This window comes from Cupriavidus sp. 96C5-1, from assembly GCF_057798855.1.
Genome location: NZ_JBYOJU010000003.1, coordinates 39,310 through 59,404 on the forward strand (window position 1 = coordinate 39,310; position 20,095 = coordinate 59,404).

The following is a 20,095-nucleotide window of genomic DNA, read 5'->3' on the forward strand; positions in this document are numbered from 1 at the left end:
ATGTCCATGATTGAACTCGACGGCAAGGTCGCCGTCGTCACGGGTGGGTCCTCGGGCATCGGCCTGGCCACCGTCGAACTGCTGCTGGAGGCCGGCGCCGCGGTGGCGCTGTGCGGCCGCAACGAAACGCGGCTGCGCGAAGCGCAAGCCGGCCTGCGCGCACGCTTCCCGGATGCCCGCCTGTATGCCGCCGCCTGCGACGTGCTGGAGCCTGCGCAGGTGGCAGCCTTCGCCGCTGCGAGCGAAGCCGCGCTCGGCCCGGCCGACATGCTGGTCAACAATGCCGGACAGGGCCGTGTCTCCACCTTCGCCAGCACCGAGGACGCGGCATGGCTCGAAGAGTTGCAGCTCAAGTTCTTCTCGGTGATTCATGCCACGCGCGCCTTCCTTGCGCAGCTGGAGCGTTCCGGCTGCGGTGCCATCGTCTGCGTGAACTCGCTGCTGGCCGTGCAACCCGAGCCGCATATGGTGGCAACGTCGGCAGCGCGTGCCGGCGTGCATAACCTGGTGCGCTCGCTGGCCACCGAATTCGCCCCCAAGGGCATCCGCGTCAACGGCATCCTGCTCGGCCTGGTCGAGTCGGGCCAGTGGCGCCGGCGTTTCGAAGCACGCCCGGAGGCCGAGCGCGAGCTCGACTGGGCCGCGTGGACCGCGCGCCTGGCGCAGCAAAAACATATTCAACTTGGCCGTCTTGGCCAGCCGCAGGAAGCCGCGCGCGCGATCCTGTTCCTTGCCTCGCCGTTGTCTTCGTACACCACGGGCAGCCATATCGATATTTCCGGAGGACTTTCCCGTCATGCGTAACGAACAGCAACAAGTCACGGTGGGCTACGCCATCGCCGCCTTCCTCGAACAATGCGGCGTCAAGGCAGCGTTCGGCGTGATCTCGATCCACAACATGCCCATCCTCGATGCGATGGGCGAGCGCGGCAAGATCCGCTTCGTTCCCGCGCGCGGCGAAGCGGGCGGCACCAACATGGCCGACGCTTGCGCCCGCACCACGGGCGGCCTCGGCGTCTGCCTGACCAGCACCGGCACCGCCGCCGGCAATGCCGCCGGCGCCATGGTGGAAGCGCTCACCGCCGGCACGCCGCTGCTGCACCTGACCGGCCAGATCGAAACGCCTTACCTGGACCAGAGCCTCGCCTACATCCACGAAGCACCCGACCAGTTGACCATGCTGAAGGCCATCTCCAAGGCCGCCTTTCGCATCCGCAGCGCGGACACCGCGCTGAGCACGATCAAGCTGGCCGTGCAGACCGCGCTGACCGCGCCGAGCGGCCCCGTCAGCGTGGAGATTCCCATCGACATCCAGGCCGCGCTGATCCCGATGCCGACCGACCTGCGTCCGCTGGCGATTCCTACCCACGTGCCCGCGGCACATGCGCTGGACGAACTGGCCGAGCGCCTGGCCAAGGCAAAACGCCCGCTGCTGTGGCTGGGCGGCGGCGCGCGCCACGCCGGCGCGCAGGTCAAGCGCCTGCTGGCGCTGGGCTTTGGCGTGGTCACCAGCACGCAAGGCCGGGGCATCGTGGCGGAAGACGATCCCCGTTCGCTGGGCGCATTCAACCTGCACAAGCCGGTGGAACAGTTCTATCAGACCTGCGACGCCATGCTGGTGGTGGGCTCGCGCCTGCGCGGCAATGAAACGCTCAAGTACGAACTGAAGCTGCCGCGCCCGCTGTTCCGCGTGGATGCCGATGCCTCCGCCGAAGGCCGCTGCTACCAGAGCGACTACTTCGCCAGCGGCGATGCGGCGCTGGCGCTCGAGGGCCTGGCCGACCGCCTGGAGGGCAAGCTCAAGGTGGACCCGGCATTCGCCGCCGACCTGCGCCGCGCGCATGAGACCGCCATGGGCGGCCTGATCGATGGCCTGGGTCCGTATTCGGCGCTGGTGGACGCGCTGCAGGGCGCGGTAGGCCGCAATTTCAACTGGGTGCGCGACGTCACCGTTTCCAACAGCACCTGGGGCAATCGCCAGTTGCGTATCTTCGATTCCCGTGCCGGCGTGCATGCGCTGGGCGGTGGCATCGGCCAGGGCCTGGCGATGGGCATCGGTGCGGCAGTCGGCGCGGCGGTCACGTCTTCCGGCAAGAAGACCTTCTGCCTGGCCGGCGACGGCGGCTTCATCCTGAACCTGGGCGAACTCGCCACCGCGGTGCAGGAGCGTGCCGACGTGGTCTTCGTGCTGATGAACGACAAGGGCTACGGCGTGATCAAGAACATCCAGGACGCGCAGTACGGCGGACGGCGCCACTACGTGGACCTGCACACGCCGGACTATGCACAGCTGTCGCAAGCGCTGGCCTTGCGCCATCGCCGCGTCAGCAACCTGGCGGAGGTCGGCGCCGCGCTGGAAGAAGCCACCGTCGAACCCGGCCCGTTCCTGCTGGAGATCGACATGCTGTCCATCGGCACCTTCAAGACCGCTTTCGCCGGCCCGCCGGTCAACAAGGAAGCCGATGCTGAAAACACCGCTCGCGCGGCCGAACGCAGCACCGTGACCGCCTGAGGGGGACGCAACATGCTGCACGTGTCGATGGTGGGATGCGGGGCGATCGGGCTCGGTGTGCTCGAGCTGCTCAAGAACGATCCCGACGTGGTGTTCGACGTGGTGGTGGTGCCCGAAGCCCAGATGGATCAGGCCCGCCACGCCGTCTCCGCGCTGGCGCCGCACGCTCGCGTCGCCACCTGCCTGAGCCAGGCCGACGGACGGCCCGACCTGCTGGTGGAGTGCGCCGGCCACCAGGCGCTGGAGGAGCACATCGTGCCGGCGCTGGAGCGCGGCATCGCCTGCATGGTGGTGTCGGTGGGCGCGCTCTCCGAGCCGGGTCTGGCCGAGCGGCTGGAAGCGGCGGCGCGGCGTGGCGGCACCCAGGTGCAGCTGCTCTCCGGCGCGATCGGCGCCATCGACGCGCTGGCCGCGGCGCGCGTTGGCGGTCTGGACTCGGTGGTCTACACCGGGCGCAAGCCGCCCGGCGCATGGAAGGATACGCCGGCCGAGGCGCTGTTCGACCTCGACGCGCTGACCGAGGCCACGGTGATCTTCGAAGGGACCGCCCGCGAAGCGGCGCGGCTCTACCCGAAGAACGCCAATGTGGCGGCCACGCTGTCGGTGGCCGGGCTCGGGCTGGATCAAACGCAGGTCAAGCTGCTGGCCGATCCGGGCGTGATTGAAAACGTGCACCACGTCGACGCGCGCGGCGCCTTCGGCGGTTTCGAGCTGACCATGCGCGGCAAGCCGCTGGCGGCGAACCCAAAGACTTCAGCGCTGACGGTGTTCAGCGTGGTGCGTGCGCTGGGCAACCGTGCCCACGCCATGTCGATCTAAGCAGGGCCCAGCAAGGCAATCATCATGAAGCAAGAGATTCTACCCATCTGCATCGCAGGCCAGTGGCGCCTGGGCGGCGGCGAACGCTACGCCACGCGCTATCCGGCCACCGGTGAGGTCGTCGCGGAACTGAACGCGGCCAGCCTGGACGACGTGGAAGAGGCGGTGCAGGGCGCGCATCGCGCCTTCCTCACCAGCGGCTGGGCCCAGCGCAAGCCGCACGAGCGCGCAGCCGTGCTGCATCGCGTGGCCGGCCTGATCCGCGCGCGCGCCGAGCCTCTCGCGCAGCGCCAGCGCCTGGACAACGGCAAGCCCATCAGCGAGACGCGCGCGCTGGTGGCCAGCGCCGCCGGCACCTTCCAGTTCTTCGCCGCCGCCTGCGAGACGCTGGAGGAGACGCTCACGCCCGCCCGCGGTGATTTCCTCACCATGAGCGTGCATGAAGCCATGGGCGTGGTGGCGGCGATCACGCCGTGGAACTCGCCCATCGCCAGCGAGGCGCAGAAGCTGGCGCCCGCGCTGGCCGCCGGCAACGCGGTGGTGATCAAGCCCGCCGAGATCACGCCGCTGATGGCGCTGGAGCTCGCTTCGATCTGCGAGGAAGCCGGTGTGCCCAAGGGCCTCATCAGCGTGCTGCCCGGCAAGGGCTCGGTGATCGGCGACGCCATCACCAAGCATCCGCTGGTGCGCCGCGTGTCCTTTACCGGCGGCACCGCCACGGGACGCCATATCGCCCACATCGCCGCCGACAAGATGATGCCGGTGTCGCTGGAGCTGGGCGGCAAGTCGCCCACCATGGTGTTCGAGGACGCGGACCTGGACCACGCCGTCAACGGCGTGCTCTACGGCATCTTCAGCTCCTCGGGCGAATCCTGCATCGCCGGCTCGCGGCTGTTCGTGGCACGTTCCTTGTATGAGCCCTTCATGGACCGCCTGGCCGAGAGCGCTGCGCGCCTGCGCGTGGGCGACCCGGCCGACAAACGCACCCAGATGGGGCCGCTGATCAGCGACCGCCATCGCGACTCGATCGAATCGTATGTGGCGCTCGGCGTGTCCGAAGGCGGCCAGCTGCGCACCGGCGGCTTGCGTCCCACGGTGGCGGGATGCGAGAACGGCTACTTCTACACGCCGACCATCATCGAAGGACTGGATAACAGCGCCCGCGTGTGCCAGGAGGAAATTTTCGGGCCGGTGCTGGTGGCGATGGCCTTCGACGACGAGGACGACCTGATCGCGCAGGCCAACGACAGCGTGTACGCGCTGGCGGCCGGCGTGTGGACGCGCGACTACAAGCGCGCCTGGCGCTTCGCGCGCGCGGTGCAGGCCGGCAATGTGTGGATCAATACATACAAGCAGTTCTCGATCTCGACGCCGTTCGGCGGCTGGCGCGACAGCGGCCTGGGCCGCGAGAAAGGACGACTGGGCATCCTGCAGTACATGGAGCAGAAGAGCGTGTACTGGGGCATGCATGAGCAACCGCTGCCGTGGGCTAACTAAGCGAGCATGCCGACGTTGGACACGACACAGCAGGAGATGGGAACAATGAACACGATTCTGGGCATCGACGAGATCGTCTACGGTGCCGACGACCTGGACGCCTGCCGGCGCTTCTTCGCCGACTGGGGCCTCACGCTGGTGCGCGAGGACGCGGCCGGGCTGGATTTCGAAACGCTCAACGGCTGCCGTGTGCTGGTGCGCCGCACCGATGACCCGGCATTGCCGGCGGCGATGGAAGACGGCCCGACGCTGCGCGAAGTGGTGTGGGGCGTGGACACGCAGGCCGCGCTGGACAAGATCGCTGATGCGATTCGCGCCGAGGCTGGCTTCGTCAGCACGGGCGAGCACGGCGTGCAGGGCGGGCAGGGCGAACGGGTGGGCTGCACCGATCCCAACGGCCTCGCCGTGCGCTTCCAGCTGACCCGCAAGCGCGAGATCGCAGTGGAGTGCGCCGCGATGAACACGTGGAACGACAAGCCGCGCCTGAACCAGCGCAGCCCGATCTACGAGCGCGCCACGCCGATCGAAGTGGGGCATGTGGTGTTCTTCGTCAAGGACGTGGCGGCCACCGAGCGCTTCTACACCGAGAAGCTGGGCTTCGTGCCGTCGGACCACTATCCGGGCCGTGGCGCCTTCCTGCGCTGCGCGCCGGAAGGCGGCCACCACGACCTGTTCCTGCTGCAGCTGCCGCAGGCCAAGAGCGGCCTGAACCATGTGGCGTTCACCGTGCGCGACATCCATGAAGTATTCGGCGGCGGCCTGCATGTGTCGCGCGGCGGCTGGGAAACGCAGCTCGGCCCGGGCCGGCATCCGATTTCCTCGGCTTATTTCTGGTACTTCAAGAATCCGGCCGGTGGCCTGATCGAGTACTACGCGGACGAGGACCAGCTCGATGCGCACTGGGAGCCGCGCGATTTCGAGCCGGGACCGACCATGTTCGCCGAGTGGGCGGTGGAAGGCGGGCTGGATGGCAACACGCGCAGGCAGAAGAACGCGGGCGGCCCGCAGGGCAAGTTCCTGACCGAGAAGCGCTGAGCGCAGCGCGGCAGTATAGGCAACAAGGCAAGACAAAGCACCGTAGCAACACAAGGAAGTGCCATGAGTACCAGCCAATCCCTGACCCTGCGCGTACAGGCCATGCGTTTCGAAGCGCGTGGCATCGTCAGCGTGGAGTTGCGCGACCCGGACGGGCGCGAGTTGCCGGCCTACGCGCCCGGCGCGCATATCGACCTGCACCTGGGCAACGGCCTGGTGCGCAGCTACTCGCTGTGCGGCGCGCCGGAAGTGCGCGATCGCTACGTGGTGGGCGTGCTGCTGGACCGCGCCAGCCGCGGCGGCTCGCGCTACGTGCACGAGCAGCTGCGGGTGGGCAGCACGCTCACCGTGGCGGCGCCGCGCAACCACTTCGCGCTGGAAGAGGGCGCGGCCCACACGGTGCTGGTGGCCGGCGGCATCGGCGTGACGCCCATCGTCTGCATGGCGCGCCGGCTGCATGAACTCGGGCGCTCGTTCACCTTGCTCTACTGCGCGCGTTCGCGTGCGGAAGCGGCCTTTGCCGACGAGCTGGCCGCCTACGGCGACGCGGTGCGCATGCACTTCGACGACGAAGCAGGCAGCCCGCCGGACTTGCCGGCGCTGCTGGCGGGACAGGCGGCCACCACGCACTTTTACTGCTGCGGCCCCGGCCCGATGCTGAATGCCTTCGAGGCCGCCTGCGCCGCGCACGGCTACCCCGAAGTCCATATCGAGCGTTTCGCGGCCGACCCGTCGGTGGCGGCAGTGCAGGACGGCGAGTACACCGTGGCACTCGCCAGCACCGGCAGCGAGCTGAAGGTGCCGGCAGGCAAGTCCTTGCTGGATGCCTTGCTCGAAGCGGGCATTGCCGTGGAGCACAGCTGCAAGGAAGGCGTATGCGGCTCGTGCGAGACGCGCGTGCTGGAAGGCATTCCCGAACACCGCGACGGCGTGCTCAGCAAGAGCGAGCGCGAGTCGAACCAGACCATGATGGTTTGCGTATCAGGCTGTAAAGGCAAGCGCCTGGTCCTGGACCTGTAAGCGGACCACCGCGCGCCGCACAACGCGGCGCGGACGGTGGCGGCGATTGCGCGGCACAGCCCGCCATGCGCCAGCGCGAGGCGGCTGCCTGCCTCAGACCCTTTAGAAGAGAAACACCGTGTTGATCCAGAGACAAGAGGCCGCGTCCGCCGAGGCGAACGCGCAGGGCATGCCGACCCTATCCAGCAGAATGACGACGGACGGCGGCACCCTTGCTGCCGCGGAGACCGGCGGAGCAAGTCCATCCGCGGGGCCCACCCGCGGCGAGATCATCGCGCGCATCGAGCGCCTGCCCAGCAATGGCATGCATGTCAGGGCGCGGCTGCTGATCGGCCTGGCAACGTTCTTCGACGGCTTCGACGTGATCGCCATCGCCGCCACGCTGCCGCTGCTGATCTCGATGTGGTCGCTGACGCCAGCGCAGATCGGCTTCCTGATCGCGGCGCCTTCGGTAGGGCAACTGATCGGCGCGTTGCTGTTTCCCGCCTTGGCCGAACGCTTCGGCCGCCTGCACTCGATCGGCTGGAGCGCGGGCATCATCGGCTTGATGAGCATCGCCTGCGGCTTCGCGCCCTCGTTCGAGATCTTCGCCTTGCTGCGCATCGTGCAGGGTCTCGGCCTGGGTGGCGAACTGCCGGTGGCCGCCACCTATATCAACGAGGTCACGCGGGCGCACGGGCGCGGCCGCTTCGTGCTGCTGTACGAGGTAGTGTTCCCGATCGGGCTGCTGATTTCCAACGCGGCCGGTGCATGGCTGGTGCCGCGCTTCGGCTGGACCGTGATGTACTTCATCGGCGGTGCCCCTGTGATCCTGTTCTTTATCCTGCGCCGGGCCATTCCCGAGTCGCCGCGCTGGCTGGCGGAGAAGGGCCGGCTGGCCGAGGCGGATCGCGCGCTGGCCGTATTCGAGGCCCGCGCCAAGGGGCCGCTGGCACCGCTGGGCGATGTGTCCGCCTATGACGCGATGACCCACAAACACCCGCGCCGGAGCGTCAAGGACCTGCTGGGCAAGGCCTATATCGGGCGCACGCTGGCGGTCTGGATGCTGTGGGCCACCTGCGGCTTTATCCAGTACGGCCTGTCGACCTGGCTGCCGACCATCTACAAGACGGTGTACCACGCGCCGCTGCAACTGGCGCTGAACCTTGCCGCCGGCGCCTCCGTGCTCGGCGTGATCGGCTCGCTGGTGTGCGCGATGGTGGTCGACAAGGTGGGCCGCAAGCCGGTGATCAACGTCTCGTTCATCCTGTGCGCGCTGTCGCTCGCGCTGGCCGGGGTGTTCCATGCGGAATCGGTTTATGTCGTGGCCACCCTGTGCGCGCTGTCCCTGGGTTTCCTGGCAAGCGGCTTTATCACGGCTTATGTGTACACGCCGGAGCTGTATCCCACCAGCGTCCGGGCAATGGGATGCGGGCTCGGCGGCGCGTGGCTGAAGCTGGCGGCGATCTTCGCGCCGACGCTGGTTGCCAACACCATCGGCTCCGGCAACCTCAGCAGCGCCTTCTATGCACTCGCGCTGGTGCCGTTCGTGGCCGCGCTGACCATCCACTTCCTCGGCATCGAGACCAAGGGCAAGGTGCTCGAGCAGCTCGAGGCCTGAGGCGCGCGAAGCGCCTGGTGGCAAGCGCTTGCGGTGGTTTGCTCCCCCTCTCCCACTTGTGGGAGAGGGGCCGGGGGAGAGGGCGGGCGTATCAAATGCCGCCGCGCTGGGTTACACCATTGGCTTCGCTTCCCGTGGCTCCTAGCTAAGCTACCCCTCTCCCCAACCCTCTCCCCTTGAGGCGAGAGGGAGTCAAAGCCGTCGTCATGGCCGGCGGTTTTGGCGCATCTGTCGCCCGCCAAGCGCTCATCACTCGCCCGGAGTGGCGTCCTTGCGCCCGGGCGTCACGCACAAGCCATGCAGCTTCCTTAACGCCAGGTACATCGCCCGGCGCTCTTCCGGCTCCAGCAGGCGGATCACCGCTGCCTGGCTCTTCCTTGCCAGCGGCATCACCTGCTCATGCAGCGCCAGGCCTTGCTGCGTGATGCTGCAGAGCAGTTTCTTGCGCGGCGTATTGCCCTCGGCGTCGATCGTCACCAGCCCGCGGGTTTCCAGCAGGCGCAGGGTGCGGCTGACCAGCGCCTTGTCCGAGGTCGATTGCACCACCAGTTCGGCAAACGGCAAGCGGCGCGCAGGCGCCAGCAGCGCCAGCAGGCGCCATTCGGGCACGGTGAGTTCGAACTGTTCGGCATAGGGCAGGGTGACGCTGCGCCGCAAGGCGTTCACCAGCTGGCTCAGCATGGTCGTCAGGAAATCGTCGACGACCAGCCCGCTTCCTTCCTCATCGAGCGCCTCCCAGGGGCTATCGGCTTCGTGCTGCACAGCGGTGCCCTGCGCGGGGCTCGCTTCGCGCTTCATCTGATCCATGTCTCTTGATCTGCACGCCTGGCGGCGGGTAATCGGGGCTCGATTGTCTCACGGGGCGATCGCCTGGCTACGCGGCTCTCCGCGTATCTGGCCTGGAAGAAATCTACTTTCAAACCGATATGTCAATTGGTGTTTAACGTAAGTTGAGTAGTCAACAATCACAATCTACGATAGTAATCACGTTTCTCTCCTGGGTCAGTGTTTTACCAATAAAACGCACATCGAATGCGTTTCCGTCCTTTTCATCGTGCTGAACACTGCATTCGCGATGCCCTTCTCCGCAACCGCGATGCGCCCCCACAGGAGCCGAAGATGAACCTTGCCCGACGACAGATCCTTGTTTCGATGACCGCCGCGGTTGTGCTGGGCGCCGGCAGCGCGCTTGCCCATGCCTATCCCGCCAAGCCGGTCACCCTCGTGGTGGCATACCCACCTGGCGGCGATACCGATTCCATGGCGCGGATGTATGCGGAGAAGCTGTCGATACGGCTGAAGCAGCCAGTCATCGTAGAGAACAAGCCGGGCGCCGGCGGCGTGTTGGGCAATACCCTGGTCGCGCGCGCGCCGGCGGACGGCTACACGTTGCTGTTCACGCCCAACCCGTTCACCACGGCGCCGATGGTATTGAAGCTTCCGGCCAGTTCCAGCTATGACGCGCTGCATGGTTTCACCCCGGTGATCCAGACCGGCACGCAGACCGTGCTGCTGGTGGCCTATCCGGGCGCCGGCATCAAGTCCGTGCAGGAGATGGTCGCCGCGGCGAAAGCCGGCAAGCCGCTGACGTACGCGAGCCCAGGCGCGGGTTCGCCCATGCACATCGCCGGTGAATGGCTGAACCGCGCCGCGGGCGTGCGGATCCAGCACGTGCCCTACCGGGGCGTGGCGCCCGCCGTCAACGACGTCGTCGCGGGCCACGTGACCTTTGCTTACGTCACGCTGGGGCCGGTGGCGCAGTACATCAACACCGGCAAGCTGCTGGCGCTGGCGGTGACCGATCCGAAGCGCTCGCCGCTGCTGCCCAATGTGCCGACGCTGTCCGAGCTTGGCTACAAGGACGTCATCGTGGGCGCGTGGCACGGCGTGATGGCGCCCAGGGGCACGCCGGCCGAGGTGGTGAAGCTGCTCAACGCGCAGTTCAACGACATCGTCAGGATGCCTGACGTCGCAGAGAAGATGGCCACCTTCGGCGCGGTACCGGTGGGCGGCGCCCCTGGCGTGCTGGAAAGGGTCAACGCCTCCGATTACGAGCGGCTGGGCAAGGTCATCAGGGAGTTCGGCATCAGCGCCGAGTGACGTGCCGGCGGCGCAGCTGGCGCCGGTTCATTCATCGTTTTCAGACAAGCAGGAGGTCGGCTTGAGCACGTCGACAGTGGGAACATCCACGCCGCAAGTCACCGCGCGTGAAAAGGTGCTGGGGCGCGCCCAGTATGCGGGTGACATCAAATTGCCCGGCATGCTGCACGCCAAGGTGTTGCGCAGTCCGTATCCGCATGCCCGCATCGTGCGCATCGACACCGCGGCGGCGCGCGCGCTGCCCGGCGTCAAACTGGTGCTGAGCGGCGATGACACGCCGTCGCGGCTGTGGGGCCCGCATCGCAAGGAGCAGCGCATCCTCGCCGCCGGCGTGGTCCGCTACGTGGGTGAGGAGGTGGTGGCGGTCGCCGCTGTCGATGAGGAAACCGCGCGCGATGCGCTGGACCTGATCCGCGTGGAGTACCAGGAGCTGCCCGCCATCCTCAGTCCCGAAGCGGCGCTTGCCGAAGGCGCGGCGGAGCTTCATCCGGGCACGCGCAATATCGCGCACGAGATGCATATCGAGCGCGGCGATATCGCAGCCGGCTTCGCCCGCGCGGCGGTGGTCCACGAGGCGACGTATGACATGCAGTCGCAATATCCGGGCTACCTCGAGCCGATGGCCACGGTGGCCGCGCAGGATGGCAATGGCCGGCTGACGGTATGGGTGTCGACGCAATCGGTCTTCCTGGCGCGCGCCCGCATGGCCGAAGCGCTCGATCGTCCGGTGTCCACCATCCGCGTGATCCAGGCGGTCACCGGTGGCGGCTTCGGTGCCAAGATCGTGGAGGAGAACAACAGCCTGATCGCGGCTTTGCTGGCGAGCCGGCTGGCGCGTCCGGTGCGCTTCGTCAACAACCGCCTGGAAGATTTTCTCGGTGCGCGGTCCAGTGTGCCGGCGCAGGTCTGGCTGAAGATCGGCCTCGACGCCGAAGGGCTCATCGTCGCCAAGGACGTCCGGATCGTGGCCGAGTGCGGCGCCTATGCCGGCCTGGCCGGCGACGTGATGCACGTGACCGCCATGCGCAGCGACAACATGCATCGCGTGGAGAACGTGCGTTCCAACGCGGTACTCGCCTATACCAACACGCAGCCGCGCGGGGCGTTCCGCGGCTTTGGCGGCCAGCAGATGCAGTTCCCGCTGAATAGCCATCTCACCATGCTGGCGGACATGCTCGGCATGGATCCCATCGAAGTCCACAAGCGCAATGCCATCCGCACCGGCGATGTCAGCGTGCACGGCTGGAAGATCGGCAGCAGCGGCCTGGTGGAATGCCTCGAGCAGGCCCGCGCGGCGATCCGGTGGGATGCCCGCCGCGCCGCCGCTGCCATGCAGGCCGGCACGCGCCGGCGCGGGTTTGGCATCGCGGCCGCCATGCACGTCAGCGGCAACCGCACGCTGGGCAACTGGGACGGCTCGACCATCGTCCTCAAGGTCAACGAGGACGGCCGCGCCATGCTGCTCACCAGCGAGTGCGATATGGGGCAGGGCGCCAACACCATGCTCAGCCAGATCTGCGCGCAGGAGCTGGGCATTCCCCTATCGCACGTCACCGTCTCCACGCCGGACACCGATGCGGCGCCGTTCTGCCTTGGTTCGCTCGCTTCGCGGGTGACCATCATTTCAGGCAACGCCGCGATGCGCGCCGCGCGCGAGGCCCGGCTGAAACTGCTGACCGTTGCGGCGGAGAAGCTCGGCGTGCCGCGCGACGAACTGGAGATCGCGGACGGCGTGATCCGCGCCCGCAACGACGCCGGCAGGCAGGCCACGCTCGCCGAGATCGCGCGCCTGCATATCTTTCGCCACGGTGGCGAGGGGCTGATGGTACGCGCCACCTACGATGCGCCAACCGTGATGCACGACGCCAGCTACTACGGCAACATCGCCCCGGCCTACTCGTTTGCGGCGCAGGCCGTTGAGGTCGAGGTGGATACGGTAACGGGACAGGTCACGGTGATCGACAGCTTCGTCTCGGACGACTGCGGCAAGGCCATCAATCCGCTGGCGGTGCACGGGCAGACGCACGGCGCCACCGTGCAGGCGATCGGGTGGACGCTGTACGAGCACCTGCAGGTCGAGGATGGCCGCATCCTGAACGGCAATTTCGCCGACTACACCATGCCCACCGCCGATGCCGTGCCCGCATTGCGCACGGAGGTGGTGGAATCGAACGATCCCAACGGGCCCTATGGCGCCAAGGGCGCTAGCGAGACCGCCATCCTGCCGGGCGCCGCCGCCATCGCAAATGCTGTCTACGACGCCATTGGCGTGCGTATCACATCGTTGCCCATCACACCGGAGAAGGTATTGGCCGCGCTGCGCGAGCGCATGGACAAGGAGGCGCACCATGCGTGATTTCGAGTTTCTGGAGCCCGCCTCGGTGCAGGAGGCGGTGCGCATGCTGACCGATCTCGGCGACGCGTGCCGGGTGATTGCCGGCGGCACCGCGCTGATGCTCGGCATGCGCCAGCGCATGCTGGCGCCGAGCCAGCTCGTTTCGCTCGGACGGCTCGATGCGCTGCGCAACATCGAGTACGACCCGCGCGGCGGCCTGCGCATTGGCGCGCTGGTACTGCACGCGCAGATCGCGCGCTCGCCGCTGGTCCAGGCGCATTGCCCGATGCTCGCCAGCATGGCGGGGCGCGTGGCCAATCCGCAGGTGCGCAACCAGGGCACCATCGGCGGCAACCTTTGCTATGCCGATCCGTCCACCGACCCGCCGGGATGCCTGATGGCCTTGCAGGCGCAAGTCTTGGTCGCGGGCAGGAATGGCGAGCGCGTGCTGGAAATGGAGGCGTTCCTGGTCGATTACTACACCACGGCGCTAGCGCCCGACGAGCTGGTTACCGGGATACGCATTCCGGCGATGGCTCCCGATGCGGTTGGCCACTATGCGCGCTTCCTGCGTACGGCGGCCGAGCATCGTCCGCTGGCCAGCGTGGCGCTGCTGGCGCGCCGCGCGGGCACAGCCTGCATCGAGGCACGCCTGGCGGTTGGTGCATCCACGCCGATCCCCGTGCGCCTGCGGCGCGCCGAGGCGTTCCTTGCCGGCAAGGCAGTCACGCTGGCGGTGGCGGCCGAGGCGGCGGACATCGTCGCCGCCGACATCGAGCCCATCTCCGATATGCGCGGCAATGCCGACTATCGCCGCGAAATGGTCCGGGCCGTGGCGCGCAGAAGCATCGCCACGCTGTTCGGGCTGGCAGCGGAATAAGGATTCCCCCATGCAAAAGATTCATATCGAACTGACCGTCAACGGCGAGGCGCACAGCGTGGACGTCCCCGCGCGCCGCCTGCTGTCGGACCTGCTGCGCGACGACCTGAACCTGACCGGCACCAAGCGTGGCTGCGAGACCGGCATCTGCGGCGCCTGCTCGGTGCTGGTGGACGGCGAAGTCGTGAAGTCGTGCCTGATGCTGGCCGTGCAGGCGCGCGGCCGCGACATCACCACTGTCGAGGGCCTGAGCGCCGGCGGCGAACTGCACCCGTTGCAGCAAAGCTTCATGGAATGCGGCGGCTTGCAGTGCGGCTACTGCACCCCCGGCTTCCTGATGACCTCCTGCGCCATGCTGGCGCACAACCCCAACCCCACGGAAGAGGAAGTCCGCGCTGGCCTGAATGGAAACCTGTGCCGCTGCACCGGTTACGTCGGCATCGTCGAATCCATTCTGTGCGCTGCGGAGAAAATGCGTGGAAATTGAAAAAACCCTGGTCGCCGGCGCCGCACCGGCGCGCGTGTGGGCCCTCTTGCTCGATCCCAACGTGATGGGCGGCTGCGTGCCGGGCATGCAGTCGATCGAAGTGGTCAGCGATGTGGAGTACATCTCGCACATCCAGGTGAAGATCGCCTTTGTCAGCGCGCGCTTCAGGATCAAGACCCATATTGTCGAGATGCGCGCACCCAACTACCTGCGTAGCGAAGGCACGGGCGAGGACGCCTCGGTGGCCAGTTCGCTCAGGCAGTCGAGCGAGATTTTCCTGACCGGGCTGGCGGACGGCCAGACCGAGCTGCGCATGAAGATCAGCGTGGACGTGCTGGGCCGCCTGGGCACCTTCGGCCTGAGCGTGATGAAGACCAAGGCGGACCGGATGTGGGATGAGTTCGGCGCCAACCTGGCGGCGCGGCTGGTGGTGCCCGCTGCGATCGCCGAAGAGGCAGTGCCGGCGCCGGATGGTTCGGCCGTAGCGCAAGCGGAGGTGGACACCGATGCGCCGGCAAGACCAGCCGTGACTGAGCTGCCAGCCCCCGATGCGGGAGCGGTGCCCGCGCGGCTGGCTGCCTGCCCGGCCCACAGCGCTCAAAACGGCCGGGCTGGCGCAGGCTGGTGGTCGCGGCTGTTTGCCCGGCCCCAGGCCGCGAGCGGCGCTTGCATGGAGCGGGGCCCGCTGACGGATATCTGCATCGAAGTGCGGCAGCCCAACGCGACCATCATCGTGCGCTGGCCGGCACAGCACGCCGGCGAGTGCGCCGCCTGGCTGCGCGATTACTTGAAGTGATCGAGATGGCGGGTGGGGGCTCGACCCGTGCTCGACAGGGGGGGGCAATGACCGTGTCCCGGACGGATTGGTGGCTGAAGTGCTGGAGGATAGGCGCGGAGCGTGTTATATCGGACAGTCGCGGACGGGTGCATCGGGAGCAAGGTGCGCAGCCCGCAACGGCGGCAGGGCGGGGCTGAACCCAAAGCCGTTACCATATAGCAAAGCCAGCGCACTCCAAGCACTCCATTCGCAGAGATATATCACCATGACAGACGCCGTCGAGCCCACCGATCTCCAGGACAAGTACATCGTGCCGGGACTGGAGCGCGGTCTGCGCCTGCTGGGCGAGTTCAGCCGTAACGAGAGAACCCTGTCGGCGGCCGAACTGGCGCGCCGCCTCCAGGTCCCGCGCTCCACGGTGTTCCGCCTGCTGACCACGCTGGAGATGATGGGCTTTGTCGAGCGCACCGACGGCGGACGCGAGTTCCGGCTCGGCATGGCGGTGCTGCGCCTTGGCTTCGACTACCTCGCCTCGCTGGAGCTGACCGAACTCGGCCGCCCGCTGCTGGACCGCCTGCGCGACGAGATCAACTACCCGTGCAACCTTGTGGTACGCGACGGCCGCTCGATCGTCTACGTGGCGGCCAAGTCCGTGGCCCCCACGCCGTTCGCCAGTTCGGTCAACGTCGGCACCCGCCTCCCCGCGCACGCCACCGTGCTGGGCCGCGTGCTGCTGGAGGACCTGACATTGGAAGAACTGCGCGCGCTCTATCCCGAAGCGCAGCTCGAAGTCTTCTCGGAAAGCACGCCCAAGACCGTCGAAGCCCTGTTCGACATGGTGCAGCGCGACCGTCAGCGTGGCTATGTGCTGCAGGAAGGCTTCTTCGAAACCAGTATCTCGACCATCGCCGCGCCGGTGCGGGACCGCAGCGGCAAGGTGGTGGCCGCGCTCGGCGCCACCATCCCGGCCTCGCGGATCGATCCGGAACGGCTGGACGGCATGGTGGAGCAGGTGAGGCGTGCTGCGGGGGAATTGTCCCGGCTGCTGGACTACCGGCCGTCCGAAGGCGGGGCGGTGGTCAATTTCTAGGCGGACTGGCCGGCCGCAACGACATCGGCAAGACGCTCCGGATAGTCATGGTGCGGGCTGGGGCGGCAGGACACCGTAGACATGGCCGCATTCATTACAGGAGGGGGGGCGCCGGTTGGTGGCGGTGGGCAATCATCTCCATACCCTCCGCCCCGCATGACGGACGCTTGGGCGCGGCCTGGAAGCGGGGGCGGATTGAGTCGCGGCTACGGCGGCACGCCTGGGATGTGCTCAAGGCAGGGCCTGCGAATCGATGGCAGGGATTCCTGCGGCACCAAAGAAAAAAGGACTTGGGCTATCGCCTCAAGTCCTTTGCTCTTCACCGTATTCTGGTGGGTGGTACAGGGATTGAACCTGTGACCCCTGCCGTGTGAAGGCAGTGCTCTACCGCTGAGCTAACCACCCCTGCTGCTGCGTTGTTGCTGCCGTGCTGCAGAGAAACAAGATTATGTCAGTGCCGTTGTATCTTGTAAAGCCCTTTTTGGAAATTTCCGTAAAAAGCTGCCTGGTCGGCTTTCAGGCGGCCACAACGGCGGGCTCAGCCTGCACCGCTGGCGCTTCCTTCCACACGACTTTCCCGCCGCTGGGTTTCTCCAGTTGCTTGAGCACGGCAAGGTGAGCCGTCGCTTCTTCCTCGCTGGCCATCAGCACGGGCAGGTCCAGGCGCGAGAGGTCGGTGGCGGCCACGGCATCGCTCTCTTCGCCGCCGCCGTCGAGCATGTCGATCACCAGCGAGTTCTGGCCGCGCGTCATGGCGAGGTAGACCTCGGCCAGCAATTCGGCATCGAGCAAGGCGCCGTGCAGGGTACGGTGCGAATTGCTGACGCCAAGGCGGTCGCATAGCGCATCGAGCGAGTTGCGCTTGCCGGGGAACATCTGGCGCGCTTCACGCAGCGTATCGATCACGTTGCCGGCGTGCTCGCGGAAGGGCGGCAGGCCGAGCAGCTTGAATTCCATATCGAGGAAGCCAAGGTCGAAGGGTGCGTTGTGGATGATCAGCTCGGCATCCTGGACGAACTCGCGGATCTCCTCGGCCACTTCCGCGAACTTGGGTTTGTCGGCCAGGAATTCCAGGGTGATGCCGTGCACCGCGATCGCGCCTTCATCGATATCGCGTTCAGGATGGACATAGAAGTGCAGGTGCCGGCCGGTGAGGCGGCGGTTAAGCATCTCCACGCAGCCGATTTCAATCAGGCGGTCGCCGCTGGCGGCGTTAAGGCCGGTGGTTTCGGTGTCGAGAACGATCTGTCGCATGGCGGGCATTTTAACCGGAGGAGGGAAGCGGGCTGCGAAAGGCTGCCCTGATCCCCGTTCTTAAGCTTCTCAACCTTTCAGCGAGGCCACGCCGCGGTTGGCCAGCGCGTCGGCGCGTTCGTTGCCGGGGTGGCCGTTATGGCCGCGCACCCAGTGCCAGGAGATATCGTGCGGCTGGGCCAGCTTGTCCATTTCCTGCCAGAGGTCGGCGTTCTTGACCGGCTTCTTGTCGGCGGTCTTCCAGCCGCGCGCCTTCCAGCCGGGCAGCCATTCGCCGATGCCTTTCTGCACGTACTGGGAGTCGGTATAGACCTTGACCCGGCAGGGCCGCTTGAGCGCGCGCAGCGCTTCGATCACGGCGGTCATTTCCATGCGGTTGTTGGTGGTGTTGTTCTCGCCGCCGAACATTTCCTTCTCGTTGCTGCCGGCGACCAGCACGGCGCCCCAGCCGCCTGGGCCGGGATTGCCTTTGCAGGCGCCGTCCGAGTAGATGATGACGTCTTCGATTTCGTTGGCTTGCATGGATTCGATTAGGGCTGGATAAGGCTGGGGCCGGCGCCTGGGTGGCGCCGGCCCCAGGGTAAATGGGGGTGAGGCCGTGCCGCTTAATGCTCGTCGCCCGGCGCCTTGCCGTGCGTGCCGGTGGGCGTGGCAACCGGCGCGGCGACTGGCGACAGCGCGGGCTTGGCGTTTTTCCAGGCGGGGCCGACCAGGCGGATATTGCGCACGCGCTTGACTGCCGAGATCATATAGACTGAACCGAAGATCGGCCACCAGCGGTCGCCGGCCTTTTCCATGAAGGCGGCGCGCTGCAGCCAGCGCTCGGTGCGGTAAGGCGGGCAGTAGCAGCCGAAGCGGCCGCGGATGATATCGAAGCCCAGCAGTTTGAGCCAGTCCTTGATGCGTACGAAGCCGATCGACTGGCTGTCGTTGGGCAGGAAGGGGTCGGCGCCCAGCCGCTTGAGGCCTTGGCGCGCGCCCCACAGGCTCATGGGGTTGAAGCAGGTGACTACCACCCGGCCTTCGGGCATCAGCACGCGCGATACCTCGCGCAGCACTTCGTGCGGATCCTCGGAGAATTCCAGGATGTGCGGCAGGGTGATGAGATCGATGCTTTGCGTCGCGAACGGCAGTTCGTCGAAGCGGCACAGCAGCTGGCGCGCGTCGGCCACGGCCCGCGGGCCGTGAGGGCCGCTGCCGGGGGCGAGCGCCAGCGCCGAGAACGGCATGCGGTTCTCGCGCAGGGTGTCGATGTGGGGCAGGCCGAACTGCACGGCGTGGTAGCCGAAGATGTCCACGACGGTCCGGTCGTACTGACCCTGCTCCCACTCGAGCATGTATTGCCCGGGGGGCGAGGCAAGCCAGTCTTCCCAATTTATAATCGCGCCTTTGCTCATCCTGAATCCCTTGGTAGCACCCGGAATGCCTTGTGTCTTCGCGGTTTGTGCCTGAAATTTCGGACGGATTCTTTCCGCTGTTTTCTGCTACATACCACCGTTTGAGGTAGAATTGCTACCAAATTTGCTACCAGATGGCGCCGCCAAATTTGGATGGATAGTCCTGGCGAGGCGCAGATGGTGGCTGGGTTTGCTCATCGCAATTCTACCTGTAGGGGCGGGTGATTCCATGGCGTCGATTATCGAACACCGAGGGAAGTTTCGCGCGACGGTCACCCGGAAGGGCCACCCGCGCATAAATCGCACTTTCGATAAGCGCGCAGATGCTGAGCGATGGGCCGATCAGATCGAGTCGGACATCAAGCTCGGCAAGAACATCATCGCGACAGACAAGACAACCAGATACATGACGCTGGCGGATCTGATCGATCGCTACATCAAAGAGGTTGGAAAGATCAAGCCGATCGGCAGCAGCAAACTGGCGGACTTCGGCCTGATCAAACGGGAGATCGGCCACGTAGAACTCCGGCGTATCGAAGAGCAGACCATCGTGAATTTTGCCCTGGAGCGCCGTAACGCCGGGAGCACGCCGTCGACTATCGCGGGGAACATCAGCCACCTCTCCACGGTTTTCCGAGCGGCTCATGGCTTGTTCAAGCTGAAGGAATTCGCGAACCCGGTCCCGGCGGCCAGGGAGACGCTGAAATTTCTCGGCCTGGTGGGCAGCTCGAATACTCGGAGTCGGCGGCCCACTGAGAAGGAACTCGCGGCGATCAAGGGCTACTTCCGAGAGTGTGAGCGGCAGCAGATCCCTATGTGGGACATCGTCGACTTCGCTGTTGCTACGGGGATGCGTGCTGGTGAGATCACTTCCATTCGATGGGAGGATTTCAATGAGGCTGCGCGGACGATCATCATTCGTGACCGAAAGGATCCTCGGGAGAAGAAGGGTAACGACCAGGAGGTGCCACTGCTCGCGGAGGCGATGGAGATCATCCTGCGGCAGCCGCGCACTGAGGACGAACCACTTATCTTCCCGTATGTTCGAGGGACGGTATCTCGACGTTTCGCTAAGGCGGTCGAGGAACTCAAGATCGTCGACCTTCACTTACACGATTTGCGCCATGACGGCATCAGCCGGCTTTTCGAACGAGGGTTCACCATCCCCGAGGTGCAACTGATGTCGGGGCACAAGACCTGGGCAATGCTGCGTCGCTATACGCACATCAAGCCGGAAGCGGTCCACAAAAGAGAAAGGCCACAACTGCGCGTTGTGGCCTAAAGATGCTGG

At 66.5% G+C, this 20,095-nt stretch carries 18 protein-coding genes and 1 tRNA gene; 14 read left to right on the forward strand and 5 right to left on the reverse strand.

Annotated features, from left to right (window positions below):
- From AC3FOF_RS04840 to AC3FOF_RS04870, 7 genes are all read left to right on the forward strand, one after another.
- Positions 1-804, forward strand: coding sequence for an SDR family oxidoreductase (locus tag AC3FOF_RS04840; RefSeq protein ID WP_017229224.1), 804 nt, complete (start codon positions 1-3; stop codon positions 802-804).
- On the forward strand, positions 797-2,512 hold the full coding sequence (locus tag AC3FOF_RS04845) for a thiamine pyrophosphate-binding protein (protein ID WP_488725940.1): 1,716 nt from the start codon (positions 797-799) through the stop codon (positions 2,510-2,512). Before AC3FOF_RS04840 ends, AC3FOF_RS04845 begins: the two co-directional genes overlap by 8 nt.
- Positions 2,513-2,524: 12 nt before the next feature.
- A complete protein-coding gene (locus tag AC3FOF_RS04850) occupies positions 2,525-3,331 on the forward strand; it encodes an aspartate dehydrogenase (RefSeq protein WP_276266814.1) in 807 nt (268 codons plus the stop codon).
- Positions 3,332-3,355: 24 nt separating this feature from the next.
- The gene (locus AC3FOF_RS04855; protein WP_488725941.1) at positions 3,356-4,828 is read left to right on the forward strand and encodes an aldehyde dehydrogenase; all 1,473 of its coding nucleotides are present in this window, start codon (positions 3,356-3,358) and stop codon (positions 4,826-4,828) included.
- Positions 4,829-4,873: 45 nt separating this feature from the next.
- The gene (locus AC3FOF_RS04860) at positions 4,874-5,863 is read left to right on the forward strand and encodes a VOC family protein (protein WP_488725942.1); all 990 of its coding nucleotides are present in this window, start codon (positions 4,874-4,876) and stop codon (positions 5,861-5,863) included.
- A gap of 63 nt (positions 5,864-5,926) precedes the next feature.
- Positions 5,927-6,883 (forward strand): PDR/VanB family oxidoreductase, encoded by a 957-nt coding sequence (locus AC3FOF_RS04865; RefSeq protein ID WP_488725943.1) that lies wholly within the window; start codon positions 5,927-5,929, stop codon positions 6,881-6,883.
- Positions 6,884-7,187: 304 nt separating this feature from the next.
- On the forward strand, positions 7,188-8,483 hold the full coding sequence (locus tag AC3FOF_RS04870) for an MFS transporter (protein ID WP_276269011.1): 1,296 nt from the start codon (positions 7,188-7,190) through the stop codon (positions 8,481-8,483).
- A 249-nt stretch (positions 8,484-8,732) separates the two neighbouring features.
- Here AC3FOF_RS04870 and AC3FOF_RS04875 read toward each other — a convergent pair whose 3' ends face one another.
- The gene (locus AC3FOF_RS04875) at positions 8,733-9,281 is read right to left on the reverse strand and encodes a MarR family winged helix-turn-helix transcriptional regulator (protein WP_488726115.1); all 549 of its coding nucleotides are present in this window, start codon (positions 9,279-9,281) and stop codon (positions 8,733-8,735) included.
- 321 nt (positions 9,282-9,602) lie between these two features.
- Here AC3FOF_RS04875 and AC3FOF_RS04880 point away from each other — a divergent pair, with 321 nt between their 5' ends.
- From AC3FOF_RS04880 to AC3FOF_RS04905, 6 genes are all read left to right on the forward strand, one after another.
- Positions 9,603-10,583: a Bug family tripartite tricarboxylate transporter substrate binding protein gene (locus AC3FOF_RS04880; protein ID WP_276269007.1), complete on the forward strand. Its 981-nt coding sequence runs from the start codon at positions 9,603-9,605 to the stop codon at positions 10,581-10,583.
- A 61-nt stretch (positions 10,584-10,644) separates the two neighbouring features.
- Positions 10,645-12,939 (forward strand): xanthine dehydrogenase family protein molybdopterin-binding subunit, encoded by a 2,295-nt coding sequence (locus tag AC3FOF_RS04885; RefSeq protein ID WP_488725944.1) that lies wholly within the window; start codon positions 10,645-10,647, stop codon positions 12,937-12,939.
- The gene (locus AC3FOF_RS04890) at positions 12,932-13,798 is read left to right on the forward strand and encodes an FAD binding domain-containing protein (RefSeq protein ID WP_276269009.1); all 867 of its coding nucleotides are present in this window, start codon (positions 12,932-12,934) and stop codon (positions 13,796-13,798) included. Before AC3FOF_RS04885 ends, AC3FOF_RS04890 begins: the two co-directional genes overlap by 8 nt.
- Positions 13,799-13,808: 10 nt before the next feature.
- Positions 13,809-14,285, forward strand: a complete 477-nt coding sequence (locus tag AC3FOF_RS04895; RefSeq protein ID WP_017229244.1) for a (2Fe-2S)-binding protein — start codon at positions 13,809-13,811, stop codon at positions 14,283-14,285.
- Positions 14,275-15,081, forward strand: a complete 807-nt coding sequence (locus AC3FOF_RS04900) for an SRPBCC family protein (protein ID WP_488725945.1) — start codon at positions 14,275-14,277, stop codon at positions 15,079-15,081. The genes AC3FOF_RS04895 and AC3FOF_RS04900 overlap by 11 nt, the downstream gene beginning before the upstream one ends.
- Before the next feature lie 247 nt (positions 15,082-15,328).
- Positions 15,329-16,153, forward strand: coding sequence for an IclR family transcriptional regulator (locus AC3FOF_RS04905; protein WP_488725946.1), 825 nt, complete (start codon positions 15,329-15,331; stop codon positions 16,151-16,153).
- Positions 16,154-16,483: 330 nt separating this feature from the next.
- On the opposite strand, the gene AC3FOF_RS04910 is transcribed toward AC3FOF_RS04905, so the two are convergent.
- From AC3FOF_RS04910 to AC3FOF_RS04925, 4 genes are all read right to left on the reverse strand, one after another.
- Positions 16,484-16,558: transfer RNA gene (locus AC3FOF_RS04910), tRNA-Val, on the reverse strand.
- A gap of 111 nt (positions 16,559-16,669) precedes the next feature.
- The gene (dnaQ, locus tag AC3FOF_RS04915) at positions 16,670-17,407 is read right to left on the reverse strand and encodes a DNA polymerase III subunit epsilon (protein WP_017229242.1); all 738 of its coding nucleotides are present in this window, start codon (positions 17,405-17,407) and stop codon (positions 16,670-16,672) included.
- 69 nt (positions 17,408-17,476) lie between these two features.
- Positions 17,477-17,914 (reverse strand): ribonuclease HI, encoded by a 438-nt coding sequence (gene rnhA / locus AC3FOF_RS04920; RefSeq protein WP_035814918.1) that lies wholly within the window; start codon positions 17,912-17,914, stop codon positions 17,477-17,479.
- Positions 17,915-18,012: 98 nt separating this feature from the next.
- Positions 18,013-18,804, reverse strand: a complete 792-nt coding sequence (locus tag AC3FOF_RS04925) for a class I SAM-dependent methyltransferase (protein WP_488725947.1) — start codon at positions 18,802-18,804, stop codon at positions 18,013-18,015.
- Positions 18,805-19,033: 229 nt separating this feature from the next.
- On the opposite strand from AC3FOF_RS04925, the gene AC3FOF_RS04930 reads away from it, so the two are divergent.
- Entirely contained in the window at positions 19,034-20,086 is a 1,053-nt protein-coding gene (locus tag AC3FOF_RS04930; protein ID WP_488725948.1) for a site-specific integrase, read from the forward strand.
- Positions 20,087-20,095 lie beyond the last annotated feature (9 nt).